The 12,464-nt window shown below is 70.1% G+C and carries 12 protein-coding genes; 8 read left to right on the top strand and 4 right to left on the bottom strand.

Translation table 11 applies throughout. The annotated features are described in order from the left end of the window. Positions 1 to 35: 35 nt before the first annotated feature. Positions 36 to 422, bottom strand: coding sequence for a hypothetical protein (locus ABZ863_RS05715; RefSeq protein ID WP_358531468.1), 387 nt, complete (start codon positions 420 to 422; stop codon positions 36 to 38). 137 nt (positions 423 to 559) lie between these two features. Beyond that, positions 560 to 772 carry a zinc ribbon domain-containing protein gene (locus tag ABZ863_RS05710; protein ID WP_358531466.1) on the bottom strand — a complete coding sequence of 71 codons (213 nt, stop codon included), beginning with the start codon at positions 770 to 772 and terminating at the stop codon, positions 560 to 562. Between the two features lie 46 nt (positions 773 to 818). On the opposite strand from ABZ863_RS05710, the gene ABZ863_RS05705 reads away from it, so the two are divergent. From ABZ863_RS05705 to ABZ863_RS05680, 6 genes are all read left to right on the top strand, one after another. Further along, positions 819 to 1,952 (top strand): nucleotide pyrophosphatase/phosphodiesterase family protein, encoded by a 1,134-nt coding sequence (locus ABZ863_RS05705; RefSeq protein ID WP_358531465.1) that lies wholly within the window; start codon positions 819 to 821, stop codon positions 1,950 to 1,952. 34 nt (positions 1,953 to 1,986) lie between these two features. Further along, positions 1,987 to 2,274, top strand: coding sequence for a hypothetical protein (locus ABZ863_RS05700; RefSeq protein WP_358531463.1), 288 nt, complete (start codon positions 1,987 to 1,989; stop codon positions 2,272 to 2,274). A 33-nt stretch (positions 2,275 to 2,307) separates the two neighbouring features. Beyond that, positions 2,308 to 3,054 carry an alpha/beta fold hydrolase gene (locus tag ABZ863_RS05695; protein ID WP_358531462.1) on the top strand — a complete coding sequence of 249 codons (747 nt, stop codon included), beginning with the start codon at positions 2,308 to 2,310 and terminating at the stop codon, positions 3,052 to 3,054. Positions 3,055 to 3,350: 296 nt separating this feature from the next. Continuing rightward, complete coding sequence (ctaD, locus tag ABZ863_RS05690) at positions 3,351 to 5,132, top strand: cytochrome c oxidase subunit I (protein ID WP_358531460.1); 1,782 nt, start codon at positions 3,351 to 3,353, stop codon at positions 5,130 to 5,132. Further along, positions 5,129 to 6,358, top strand: coding sequence for a phosphoserine phosphatase SerB (serB, locus tag ABZ863_RS05685; RefSeq protein WP_358531459.1), 1,230 nt, complete (start codon positions 5,129 to 5,131; stop codon positions 6,356 to 6,358). The genes ctaD and serB overlap by 4 nt, the downstream gene beginning before the upstream one ends. Then, positions 6,355 to 7,113, top strand: coding sequence for a peptidyl-tRNA hydrolase (locus ABZ863_RS05680; protein ID WP_358531457.1), 759 nt, complete (start codon positions 6,355 to 6,357; stop codon positions 7,111 to 7,113). The genes serB and ABZ863_RS05680 overlap by 4 nt, the downstream gene beginning before the upstream one ends. Positions 7,114 to 7,213: 100 nt before the next feature. Here ABZ863_RS05680 and ABZ863_RS05675 read toward each other — a convergent pair whose 3' ends face one another. Both ABZ863_RS05675 and ABZ863_RS05670 read right to left on the bottom strand, forming a co-directional pair. Beyond that, positions 7,214 to 7,555 (bottom strand): hypothetical protein, encoded by a 342-nt coding sequence (locus ABZ863_RS05675; RefSeq protein ID WP_358531456.1) that lies wholly within the window; start codon positions 7,553 to 7,555, stop codon positions 7,214 to 7,216. 54 nt (positions 7,556 to 7,609) lie between these two features. After that, a complete protein-coding gene (locus tag ABZ863_RS05670) occupies positions 7,610 to 9,661 on the bottom strand; it encodes an ATP-dependent DNA helicase (protein ID WP_358531454.1) in 2,052 nt (683 codons plus the stop codon). A 163-nt stretch (positions 9,662 to 9,824) separates the two neighbouring features. On the opposite strand from ABZ863_RS05670, the gene ABZ863_RS05665 reads away from it, so the two are divergent. Then, positions 9,825 to 11,660 carry a glycerophosphodiester phosphodiesterase family protein gene (locus ABZ863_RS05665; protein ID WP_358531453.1) on the top strand — a complete coding sequence of 612 codons (1,836 nt, stop codon included), beginning with the start codon at positions 9,825 to 9,827 and terminating at the stop codon, positions 11,658 to 11,660. Between the two features lie 138 nt (positions 11,661 to 11,798). Beyond that, positions 11,799 to 12,458 (top strand): choice-of-anchor P family protein, encoded by a 660-nt coding sequence (locus ABZ863_RS05660; RefSeq protein WP_358531451.1) that lies wholly within the window; start codon positions 11,799 to 11,801, stop codon positions 12,456 to 12,458. The last annotated feature ends 6 nt before the right edge of the window (positions 12,459 to 12,464 follow it).

Genomic DNA, 12,464 nt, shown 5'->3' with positions numbered 1-12,464 from the left:
TCCAGGCTCGCTGGCCGGCGAGGTAGGGCTCGATGTCAGGCACGGAGATCAAGGCAAGCTCGGCCGGATCGATACCGTGTGTCCAGTACCAACGCGTAACGGTCATCGAACCGCCACGCGGCCTGCCACCCCGTATCGGCTTCCCAGTACCGGAAACCACGCGGCCGCCCGTCGACCGGAATCTCGACTCCGGAGGTCGGCGCCGGCTCAGGAGCCCTCCGGCGAAAGCGCATCGCCAGCTCGCGGTCCAGCGGCCGACCTTCCAGCACGTGACCGAACTGGAGCTCTTTCACGAGCTGACCGGGGGACTGTCGCGTCGTGAACACGAGCACCAGTGCCGCGTCCGGGTCTTCGGCATCACCGTGCTGAAGTCCGCCCGTGGCCAACTCGCCCCTATCGGCGAAGGACCACTGCGCGGTCATGCGAAGCCCCGTCCATCCGGAAACACCCCACATAGGCGCTGTCGCGGAAGCCTCGCGCATCATGGTCTGCACGCCCGCGTAGTACTTCCAGAACCGCTTCACTTCGCGGCGACGGCGGAACCCCATCGGCTCAGCCGCTAGCCGCAGCCGCAGGCGCCGCCGCAGCAACCGCCTCCGCCTCCGGCTGGAGTGGGAGCGCTCGCGGAACCGGTGAGGGCAACGGTGGTGAGGAGCTTGACGGTGTCGCCGTGGCCGTCCGGGCAGCTCGCCGGTGCACCCGACTCGCTCATCGGCCGGCTGAGCTCGAACGTGGACGTGCATTCGCGGCAGCGGTAGGCGTAGGTCGGCATGCCGCTGATTATCGCGTCTACCCGAGCGGGGTGGGAAGCTTGGCTGGTGGATCTTCCCGTCATCGCGCGCGACACACCGCACCTCAGCGAGGTGGTGCCCTCGTTGCTGCACGCCCTCGGCGTCCCCGGATTCACGAGCACGCTCGACGTACCCGAGCTCTCCCGCGCGTGCGTGCTGCTGATCGACGGTCTCGGCTGGGAACTGCTCGACGCGCATGCCGATGTTGCGCCGGTGTTGAACAGCCTGCGCCGCGTCCCGCTACGGGTCGGCTACCCGGCGACCACCGCGGCGGGCCTGGCGGCGATCGGTACCGGCGTCGCGACGGGTGAGCACGGCATGGCGGGTTACACCTTCGACGTTCCCGGCGTGGGCGTGCTCAACACGTTGAGCTGGCGCCACCATCCTGGCGGTCCGGATCTGACCGACACCCTGCCCGCCGAGCAGGTGCAGCCGCTGACGACCACGTTCTCCCGCGCCGCGGCGGCCGGAGTGAGTACCAGCGTGGTCTCGTCGAAGGCATTCGACGGCACCTCGTTCACTCGCGCGGTGCTGCGTGGCGGGCAGTACGTCGGTGTGCGCGCGCTCGGCGATCTCGCGGCCGCCACCCTGGCGGCGTTGCGCCCCGACCGCGCGTTCTGCCACGCCTACCACGCCGACCTCGACACGATGGGCCACATCTACGGCCCCGGCTCACCCGCCTGGCGCCTGCAGCTCGGCCAGGTCGACCGGCTGGTGGAGTCGCTGGTGGCCGGGTTGCCTGCGGGATCGCTGTTCGCGGTCGTCGCGGATCACGGCATGGTCCAGCTCGACGACACCGTGGTCGACCTGGATGCCGAACCGGAGCTGTCCACCGGGGTGCGTGTGGTGGCGGGGGAGCCGCGGGCCCGGCACGTCTATGCCGAGGACGGGGCGGCGCCGGACGTGCTGGCCGCCTGGCGGGAGACGTTGGGCACGCGGGCCTGGGTACTGGAACGGGACGAGGCGATCGAGCAGGGCTGGTTCGGCCCCAGGGTGGCCGATCAGGTGCGGCCGCGGATCGGCGACGTCGTGGCCGCCGCGCGCGGCAACTCCGGCATGTTGCGCCGCCAGGCCGAACCCAAGGAGTCCGCGCTGATCGGCCAGCACGGCTCGTTCACCACCGCCGAGCAACTGGTCCCGTTCGCGGTCGCCTACGGCTGAGTAGCGGTGTCCGGCGCCCGTTACCGTGGGATGTATGCCCCGACGTAACCGCCAGCGCCGCGACGCGCGTGAGCCCGGTGCCCGAGCGGGCTGGGCACAGGCGGAGTCGGGTGCCGATGGAGAGTGGCTGGTGCGCACCGTGCCGGGTGCGCAGGCGGTGAAGGCCTACCGGTGCCCCGGTTGTGACCACGAGATCCAGCCCGGGGTCCCGCATGTGGTCGCCTGGCCTGCTGACGAGACCGGCTCGGTCGCCGACCGGCGGCACTGGCACCGCGCGTGCTGGCAGGCGAGGGCCCGGCGCAGGCCGACCCGGCGCCGTTGAGTTGCCGGGCTGCTTGGCGACAGAATTCGGCCCATGACCGATCTCCCCCTGGTTCTGCTGCACGCCTACCCACTCGACGCTCGAATGTGGAACGGGGTGCGCGCGCCGCTGGCCGCACGGACCCGCGTGATCACACCCGATCAGCGTGGACTCGGCCGGACCGAGCTGCCCGGCACCGACCGCGCGCCCAGCCTGGACGACGCCGCGCGCGACGTCGTCGCACTGCTCGACCGGCTCGAACTGGACCGGGTCGTGCTGGGTGGCTGCTCGATGGGCGGGTACGTCACGCTGGCCGTGCTCAGGACGGCACCCGAGCGCATTGGCGGGCTGGTGCTGATCGACACCAGGGCGACGGCGGACACCGACGAGGCGAGGGCCACCCGGCTCGCCACCGCCGAGCGAGCCGAGTCCGAGGGTGTCGCGAGCTGGCTCGCGGAGGCCATGCTGCCCAACCTGCTCGCCGCGGAGACGCTCCGGTCGAGGCCCGAGGTCGTGGGCGCCACCCGTGAGCTGATCGAAGCCCAGCAACCGGCCGGCGTGGCCTGGGCACAGCGGGCGATGGCGGCCCGGCCGGACTCGATGGACGCGCTGCGCGGGGCAGACGTGCCCGTGCTCGTGATCGTGGGGGAGCAGGACGCCGTCACACCGCCGGATGCCGCCCGCGCCATGGCCGAGGCATTGCCGAGCGCACGGCTGGTCGAGATTCCCGGCGCGGGTCACCTGACCCCGCTCGAGGCGCCGGATCGGGTGGCAGGCGCCATCCTCGACTGGCTCCCGTAGGCACTGCGCCGTGACACAGCTAACACCGCTGGGCCGTGTGGGACACCGCTCGCGCTGCCGGGACGAGCCTCACCAGCACGTTCGGTTGTCCGGCGGGTAGCGCGGCCCGGTCCGGCAGACAGCCGGACGTGTCGCCAGGGCGTGTTCCGGAAGCGACATACCCGACCCGGATGGGGCGGATCACTCCAGCCGGTGCGCAGGTCGGAAAACCATGCGGGCTACGATCCACCTAGCCAACGTGGGTCCCCGCCCGTGGCGAGCAAGGAACGCGGGGTTATCGAGTGCAGGAGGCAGGAGTGACGGCCGTAGCCCCCCAGCCGATCGCGACGCGCCCATACCCGGCGCAGAAGACGGCGAAGGGTTCGTACCTGCTGCGGTTGTTCCGCACGACGGACCACAAGCAGATCGGCATCATGTATCTGGTCACGTCGTTCGCCTTCTTCATGGTGGGCGGCGCGATGGCGATGCTCATCCGCACCGAGCTGGCCCAGCCAGGACAGCAGTTCCTGTCCCAGGAGCAGTACAACCAGCTGTTCACCATGCACGGCACGATCATGCTGCTGCTGTATGCGACGCCGATTCTGTTCGGGTTCGCCAACTTCATTCTGCCGCTGCAGATCGGCTCGCCCGACGTGGCGTTCCCGCGGCTGAACGCGTTCTCGTACTGGCTGTACCTCTTCGGCGGCCTGATCGTGGTCTCCGGATTCCTCACCCCGGGTGGCGCCGCCGACTTCGGCTGGTTCGCCTACACGCCGCTGTCGGATGCGATCCACTCCCCGGGTGCGGGTGCCGACCTGTGGATCTCCGGCCTGATCGTCTCGGGTCTCGGCACGATCCTCGGTGCCGTCAACATGATCACCACGATCGTGTGCCTTCGCGCGCCCGGTATGACGATGTGGCGGATGCCCATCTTCACCTGGAACATCCTGATCACGAGCGTCCTGATCCTGCTCGCGTTCCCGATCCTCACCGCGGCGCTGATGGGCCTGCTGGCCGACCGGCACATCGGTGCGCACGTGTTCGACCCCGCCACCGGCGGTGTCATCCTGTGGCAGCACCTGTTCTGGTTCTTCGGCCATCCCGAGGTCTACATCGTTGCGTTGCCGTTCTTCGGCATCGTGTCGGAGATCTTCCCTGTGTTCAGCCGAAAACCGATCTTCGGTTACAAGGGCCTGGTCTGGGCGACGCTGGGAATCGCCGCGCTGTCGGTGGCGGTGTGGGCGCACCACATGTACGCCACCGGCGCGGTGCTGCTGCCGTTCTTCTCCTTCATGACCTTCCTGATCGCGGTGCCGACCGGTGTGAAGTTCTTCAACTGGATCGGCACGATGTGGAAGGGCCAGCTCAGCTTCGAGACGCCGATGTTGTTCTCCGTCGGCTTCATCGTCACGTTCCTCTTCGGTGGCCTGACCGGCATCCTGCTCGCTGCGCCCGCCATCGACTTCCACGTGTCGGACAGCTACTTCGTGGTGGCGCACTTCCACTACGTGCTCTACGGCACGATCGTGTTCGCGACCTTCGCCGGGATCTACTTCTGGTTCCCCAAGATCACCGGCCGGATGATGGACGAACCGCTGGGCAAGCTGCACTTCTGGACGACGTTCGTCGGCTTTCACGCGACGTTCCTGGTGCAGCACTGGCTGGGCGCGGAAGGTATGCCCCGCCGCTACGCCGACTACCTGACCACCGACGGCTTCACCACGCTGAACACGATCTCCACGATCGGCGCCTACATCCTGGGCGCCTCGACGCTGCCGTTCATCTGGAACGTGTTCAAGAGCTACCGCTACGGCGAGGTCGTCACGGTGGACGACCCGTGGGGTTACGGCAACTCGCTCGAATGGGCCACCAGTTGCCCGCCGCCACGGCACAACTTCACCGAGCTGCCGCGGATCCGCTCCGAGCGTCCTGCGTTCGAGCTGCACTACCCGCACATGGTCGAACGGCTGCACAGCGAAGGGCACATCAGCTTCACCGGTAAGGCCCTGCCACATCCGGATGGCGAACCGGCATCGACCGAGGTGCTCACCGGGGCCGCCAGCCAGGGCAAACCTGACAAGGACACGGCCGAACAGTGAGCAGCACGCCTGTCCTGATCACCACGACGGGGCCGGACAAGCCGGGCGTCTCCTCGGTGCTGTTCGCGGCGTTGACGCGGCACGGGGTCGAGGTTCTCGACGTCGAGCAGGTGGTGATCCGCGGACAGCTGGTGCTCGGTGTGCTGGTCGGTGTAGAGAGTGATGCCGAGGCGCTGCAGGAAGCGGTCGAGCAGGCCATGGCGTCGGTGTCCATGCAGGTCGAGGTCCGGATCGGCGCGGCCATTGGCAGTGACCCGTTCGCGCAAGGCCGGCAGGGCTCCACGCACGTTCTGGTGCTGCTCGGCCGTCCGGTGACGGCACGTGCGTTCACCGAGGTGGCGCGCCGGCTGGCCGCGGTGAACGCCAACATCGACACGATCCGCAGCATCGCCGACTACCCGGTGACCGGTCTCGAGGTGTACGCCTCGGTGGCCAAGGACACTCCGGAGGCGGACGCCGAGCTGCGCTCGATGCTCGCCGATGTCGGTTCGCGCGGTGGTCTGGATGTCTCGATCGAACGTGCCGGCCTGTCGCGCCGCGCGAAGCGGCTCGTCGTGTTCGACGTCGACTCCACGCTCATCCAGGGCGAGGTGATCGAGATGCTCGCCGCCTACGTCGGGGTCGAGCCGCAGGTGCGGGAGATCACCGAAGCCGCCATGCGTGGCGAGCTCAACTTCACCGAATCGCTCGAACGGCGTGTCGGCCTGCTGGAGGGCCTGCCCGAGTCCGTGCTGGACGAGGTGGCCGATGCCATCACGTTGACTCCCGGCGCGCGGACCACCGTGCGCACGCTGAAGCGGCTCGGCTTCCGGTGTGGTGTGGTTTCCGGCGGCTTCACCCGCATCATCGACCGCCTCGTCGCCGATCTCGGCCTCGACTTCGCTGCCGCGAACGAGCTGGAGATCGTCGACGGCAAGCTCACCGGCCGGGTGACCGGCGAGATCATCGACCGCGCTGGGAAGGCGGAGGTGCTGCGCCGGTTCGCGGCGGGTTACGGCATCCCCATTGGACAGTGCGTTGCCGTCGGTGATGGCGCCAACGACATCGACATGCTGTCGGCGGCTGGAATGGGCATCGCGTTCAACGGCAAGCCCGCGCTGCGGGAGGTCGCCGATGCCGCGCTGTCCTACCCGTATCTCGACGCCGTGCTGTTCATGCTCGGCGTGACGCGTGCGGAGGTCGAGGCGGCGGACGCCGCGGACGGCCTTCCGCTCGTGCGGCCGTGACGTTCATCCTCGAACCGCTCGCGGGACGGTACGCCTCGTGGCTCGGGCTGTCCGCCGAGCAGACCGCCGTTCCCGACGCCCCGCCGGACCAGGTGCGTGCGATGCCGGTGGTGCTGCGGATGGAGAAGGCCGAGCCACCGTCGCGTACCCCGCTGCTGGAGGCGGCGGCGACCGCGGCGCTCGCGGTGTGTCTCGACGAGCGTGCCGCCGAGGGCGGCGAGTGGCATGAGCCCGTGCGCACGTGGCTCGCCGGGCACATCCGCAAGGTCGCCCGGCGGGCGCGTGGCGCGCACTGGCGTGCCGTGCAGGACCTGCCGGGGGTGACGGTGGAGGTGGCCGGAGCGCAGGCGCGTGCGTTGCTGCCCTGCCGGGTCGCCGACCTGCCGAAGGAGGTGGCCAGGTTGCAGGTCTCCGGCAGCGACCTGCCCCTCGACGAGCCCGGTCCGGCGCCGGCTGACCTGCCGCGGCTGCTGCTCAACCCGGAGATCACCATGACCGTCGGCAAGGCCGCGGCGCAGGTCGGGCACGGCACGATGCTGCTGGCTGCGCTACTAGACAAGGACGACCTGGCGTCCTGGCGCGACCGCGGCTTCCGGTGCGCGGTGCGTCCGGCCACGCCAGCCGAATGGGCGAGGCTGTACCCGACTGATCCGGCTGCCGCCTGGCGGGACCGCACGGTCGTCGTCGTGCGCGATGCCGGCTACACCGAGATCGCTCCTGGCACCGTTACGGTGCTGGCCCAGTGGCGACGGTGAAGCCAGCTCGTATTGATTTTGCAAGCGGCGCCAGCCGTTTGCTGTGGGGCACGCAGCCCGCGCCGCTACCTGCACCGCCAAGCAAACCACCAACAAGAACCTACTGGCTGCTGGCTTGCCAGACTACGTAGGCCTCGTCGGCGTCGGTGGTCATGGCTTCGACGAACTTGTCGTGGTCGAAGCCGGGCAGCGCCTGCAGCCGCTCGATGAGGGCGTTCGCCGCGGGATCGCCGCTGGGCACCGCGGTTCCCGTGCCGTTGGCCCCCGCCAGCATGAGGAAGACGTCCTCGTTCCACGGACCCTCCGGGATGACGCGAACGACCACCGCGGAAAGCTCCGACCAGGTGACGGACTCCTCGGTACCGTCAGCCAGCTGGCGGCGCACACCGGTGTCGTCCACGCTGACCGACCGCGACTGTGCGTTGGATGAGTCGGGGAACAAGTTCTCTCCCTTACCCTTTGGTTCCGATCACCGTAGTGCCTCGCCCGTTGGCGCTCAGTTCGGGGCGGCGGCATCAAGGCGGCGCAGCGCGTCCCGCACCACCGTAGGGTCGTGCGTCGGCCACAGCGGCGGCAGCGAGTTCCGCAGGAACCCGCCGTACCGCGCGGTCGCCAGGCGGGAGTCGAGCACTGCGACCACACCCTTGTCGGCCATCGCGCGGTGCAGGCGACCGGCTCCCTGCGCGAGCAACAACGCCGCATGCGTGGCCGCCACGGTGAGGAAACCGTTGCCGCCACGAGCCTCGACGGCACGCTGCCGGGCCGAGGCGACCGGATCGTCCGGTCGCGGGAACGGCAGCCGATCCACGAGCACCAGCTGCAGAGCCGGTCCCGGCACGTCCACGCCCTGCCACAGGCTCAGCGTGCCGAACAGGCAGGTGCGCGGATCGTCGGCGAACTTGCCGACCAGCAGTGCCGTGGCGTCCTCGCCCTGGCACAGGATCGGGTACTTGACGCGATCGCGTAGCTCCTCGGTCGCCTGCTTGGCGGCTCGCATCGACGAGAACAGCCCGAGCGCGCGGCCGCCCGCGGCGTCGATGAGCTCGGCGATCTCGTCGAGGGTGGGCTCGCCGAGGCCGTCCCTGCCCGGCGGCGGCAGGTGTTTGGCGACGTAGAGGATGCCGTTGCGGCGATAGTCGAAGGGCGAGCCGACATCGAGGCCGCTCCACCGTGGGCCGTCGCTGTCGGCAGGCGCCGGTTTGTCCGTCGCGGTGCCCTCGGCCTTCACCGTCGGCTTGGGTGACGGTGGCAGGCCCCATTGCCGGGCCAGTGTGTCGAACGCACCGCCGAGCGCCAGCGTCGCCGAGGTCAGCACCGTGGTGCTGCGGGCGAACACCCGTTCCCGCAGCAGGCCGGCCACCGACAGTGGCGCGACGTGCACCGCGGGCGGGCGCGGTGAGGCCGAGTACCGGTCGTTGGAGAGCCAGACGACGTCGTGCCGGTGCGCCTGGTCCTCGTCGAATGCGTCCAGCAGCCGCACCGCGGTGTCGTGCACGTCGTCGAGCAGCGACCTGGCGAGCTTGCGCGCCGTCGCCTCGTCGACGTCCTCCTTACGCTCCGACCCCAGTGCGGTCAGGCAGGCGTGGGCGGCGTCGCGGATCACCGTGAGGGCACCGCCGAGCGGTTGCGGGAGTGCGTCCATCCGGCCCGCAGGCGAATCGTCGAGCACGAGTGCGAGCCCGTCACCGGCCTCCAGCAGCCGGTCGGCGATGCCTGCGTCGATCAGCCTGCCGCAGCGCCGGGTGGCTGCCGAGATCATCGACGTGGTCAGCTCGGCGGTGGCCGCCGACGTCACCCTGTCCACGAGCTCGTGTGCCTCGTCGATGATCACCAGCTCGTGCTCGGGCAGGACCTGGTACTCCTGCAGCGCGTCGATCGCGAGCAGCGCGTGGTTGGTCACCACGATGTCCGCCCGCCCCGCCTCGGCGCGGGCTTGCTCGGCGAAGCAGTCGGTGCCGACCGGGCAGCGTGCGACTCCAAGGCATTCCTTGGCGGTGACCGCAACCTGCCGCCAGGCCTGTTCCGACACACCGGGCACCAGCTCGTCCCTGTCGCCGGTCTCGGTGTCGGACGACCACTCGTGCAGTCGTTTGACCTCACGCCCGACCCGGGACGCCGCGAAGGCGTCGAACAGCGCCGTGTCCTCCGGCTCCTCCGGCGCTCCGGTGTGCACCCGGTGCATGCACAGGTAGTTGCGCCTGCCCTTGAGGATCGCGAACGTGGGCTCGCGCCCCAGCGGCTTCTTCAGTGCCTTGGCAAGCCTCGGCAGATCCCGGTCCACCAGTTGCCGCTGCAGGGCGATGGTGGCGGTCGAGACCACCGCGGTCGCCTCGCGCTCGACGGCGTACCGGATCGCGGGCACCAGATAGGCCAGCGATTTGCCGGTCCCGGTGCCGGCTTGCACGGCGAGATGCTCTCCGGTGCGGATCGCCTTGCCCACCGCCTCGGCCATCTCCACCTGTCCCTCGCGCTCGGCGCCGCCCACGGCGTCGACGGCGTGGACGAGGAGTTCGCGAACGCTGGGGAGTCGGGAGCGGTCACCGGGCACGGCAACAGACGTTACCGGTAGCCACTGTCAAGACCGTCCGCGGTCGCCGCCTGCCCGTCGCGCAGTGATCACGAAAGGGCCATTCGCAGCTCACCCATACGTCAGGAACCGGACATAACGTCGGCGAGTCCGTCTCCCTTGACCCCAGCGAGGAACCCCCGTGATGAGACGCAGATCTGTCCGGCTGCTTGCCGCCGCGCTCGCGTTGGCGTTCGTCGGCCCCGCGCTACCGCAGGTCGCGGCCGCCGCACCCGGTGACGTCGTGGTCCGCGAGTCGTTCGACGGCCCGACGGTGCCGGCCGGCTGGACGCCGGTCGCAGGCACCTGGCAGGTCAGCGACGGTCGCCTGGTCAACACGGCACCCGGCACGCTGTCCCGGATCACCTTCGGCCGGCATCTGAACGACTTCCGCGCCGAGGCCACCATCCGGTTCGAGGCCGTGAACAACGCGAGCCGGTGGGCGGGCATCGTGCTCGACACCGATCCCGCGGGTGCCGTGCCGTGGAGCCAGGCGATCATGCGCTCGCAGTCCACCGCGAACAACGGCATCGAGTTCGCCGGCCGCACCAAGGGCAACACCTGGGACGTCACCGACACCGCCTCGGCCCCGCACGACGCCGGGACCGGGCGGGACATCCGGGTGAGCATCGAGGTGCACGGCGGCCGCGCGACGTGGACCTTCGACGGCCAGACCGTGCTGACGACCACCCAGGTGCAGCGCAGCAGCGGCGGCGTGCTCGGGTTCATCGCCGACGGGGCGCGCATCAGCATCGACGACGTCGTGGTCACCGAACTGGAGCCGCTGCCGGTGACACAGCCGGACGGCGCGTTGCCGCTGACCGTCGCGCACCGCGGTTACTCGTCGGTGGCACCGGAGAACACACTGGCCGCCATCGAGGCGGGGATCCGGGCCCGCGCAGAGTACGTCGAGATCGATGTGCACAGCACCGCCGACGGTGTTCCCGTCGTCATGCATGACTCCACAGTGGACCGTACGACGGACGGCTCCGGCGTGGTGTCCGCGCTGAGCGCCGACTACGTCACCAGCCTCGACGCCGGATCGTGGTTCTCGCCGGGCTTCGCAGGCCAGCGTGTGCCGACGTTGGACCAGGTGCTCGATGCCATCGACAACAGCGGCCCGACACTGTTGCTGGAGATCAAGGGGCCGGAAACGCGAGCCGAGACCGAGCGCATCGTCTCCGCCGTGCGCGAACGGGACATGGCCGACCAGGTGCTGTTGCAGAGCTTCGACGAGCAGGTGCTGCGCGACGCGCGTGAGCTCGCTCCCGAGATCCCACGGGGCCTGCTGCGCTCGGTGCTGGACATCGATCCGCTGGCTACGGCGCAGGCGTTCGGCGTTGTCGCCTACAACCCGTCGGTGGCGGCGCTGCGGACCCGGCCGGACGTGGTGGACCGGCTCAACGACGCCGGTATCGCTGTCATGCCTTACACGATCGACGACCCCGCCAGCTGGCGGCAGCTGGCCGAGCTCGGCGTGGACGCGGTCATCACCAACAAGCCAGGTGAGCACGTTGGCTGGCGGCAGCGTGCGGAGCAGGAGGAGACCGCAGAACCGGCAGTGACGATCACCGCACCGGCCAACGGGGCGGAGCTGCGCCGGTACGCCTCGGCGGCCGTCGCCGTCGACGCACGCAATGCCGAGACCGTGACGGTCACCCTCGACGGCAGCCCACTCGACCCGGCGCAGCCACTCGACCTGCGTGGCCTTGCCGCAGGGGAGCACAAGCTGACCGCGGTCGCCAGCGGTCCTGGCGGCACGGTCGAGACCTCGTCGACGTTCGAGGTGGTCGTCGATGTCACCGGGGTCCGGGTATTGGTCGCCGAGGCGGGAGTCTCGCCGACGGCGACCGCCGAGATCCTGCGGCACCTCGACGCGAGCAGGTGGCGGCTTGCCGAGCAGGCCGTGCGGCGCGCCGGTTTCATCCCGGACGAGAAGCAGGTGATCCTCGGCGACATCCGTACCCTGCGCGAGGGCTGAGTCGCCGTCACTGCCGGCGGCGTTCACACGAGTGGGTGGTGTGGGCGTCGCCGGGTCAGGGGCCGGCGCGGGCTCGCCGATGTCGTGTGCGGACCAGTGCGGTCCGCGAGGCGATGGCGATGTCGGGAGGAGCTGACGATGACGAAGATCCACAAGGCGATGGTGGTGGCGATCCTGGCTGGGGGAGCGCTGGCCGTTCCGGCCCCCGCGCAGGCAGCGCCCACCTCGACCCCCTCGACCGCGTCGGCCTCGCTCGGTGAGGTCGACATCGTCGTCGGGGGCACGCCGGCGCAGGCCGCGCCGATCGCGCCGTGCGACGTCGCCGGGCCGGAGGCCGGAAACTCGCGCGGTGCCGACGTGGGTACCACCACCGAGTACGGCCGCGGCGAGACGACGTGCACCCGCGGAGCCGACGGGGTGTCCAGCGCGAAGGTGACGGGGCAGCGGTTCGAGACGTCGGTGCTGCGGCAGTTCGGCGGGCCGACGATCCGGGTGCGCACCTACACCGCGGAGTGCCAGACCACGGACAACGGCAGCAGCGGCTATGTCGAGCTGGGCGGCGTATCCGGTTTCACCATGCCGTCGAGCATCCCGCCCAACCACAGCATCACCATCCCCAGCCCCACGGCCGGGGACCCGCCGATGGCGGAGCTGGTACTCAATGAGTTCGTCGCGCCGACCCCGCCGGACGGCAGCCTCACCACCCATGCCCTGCACATCAAGCTGTTCCCCGAGGGCGGGCCCGGCAGCGGCGACATCTACGTCGGCAGCGCGAGCTGCGACCCCTACGGTGGCTGACCGGCC

This window comes from Saccharomonospora sp. NPDC046836 (assembly GCF_040645195.1).
GTDB lineage: Bacteria > Actinomycetota > Actinomycetes > Mycobacteriales > Pseudonocardiaceae > Prauserella_A.
The sequence above is the reverse complement of the archived record's forward strand: the minus strand, read 5'-3'. Positions and strand labels throughout refer to the sequence as shown.

Bases quoted from the DNA above. Each gene is read 5' to 3' on its own strand.
- ABZ863_RS05665 (WP_358531453.1), top strand. From the start codon at position 9,825: ATGAGACGCAGATCTGTCCGGCTGCTTGCCGCCGCGCTCGCGTTGGCG.
- ABZ863_RS05700 (WP_358531463.1), top strand. From the start codon at position 1,987: ATGCCCCGACGTAACCGCCAGCGCCGCGACGCGCGTGAGCCCGGTGCC.
- ABZ863_RS05715 (WP_358531468.1), bottom strand. From the start codon at position 422: ATGACCGCGCAGTGGTCCTTCGCCGATAGGGGCGAGTTGGCCACGGGC.
- ABZ863_RS05660 (WP_358531451.1), top strand. From the start codon at position 11,799: ATGACGAAGATCCACAAGGCGATGGTGGTGGCGATCCTGGCTGGGGGA.
- ABZ863_RS05710 (WP_358531466.1), bottom strand. From the start codon at position 772: ATGCCGACCTACGCCTACCGCTGCCGCGAATGCACGTCCACGTTCGAG.
- ABZ863_RS05695 (WP_358531462.1), top strand. From the start codon at position 2,308: ATGACCGATCTCCCCCTGGTTCTGCTGCACGCCTACCCACTCGACGCT.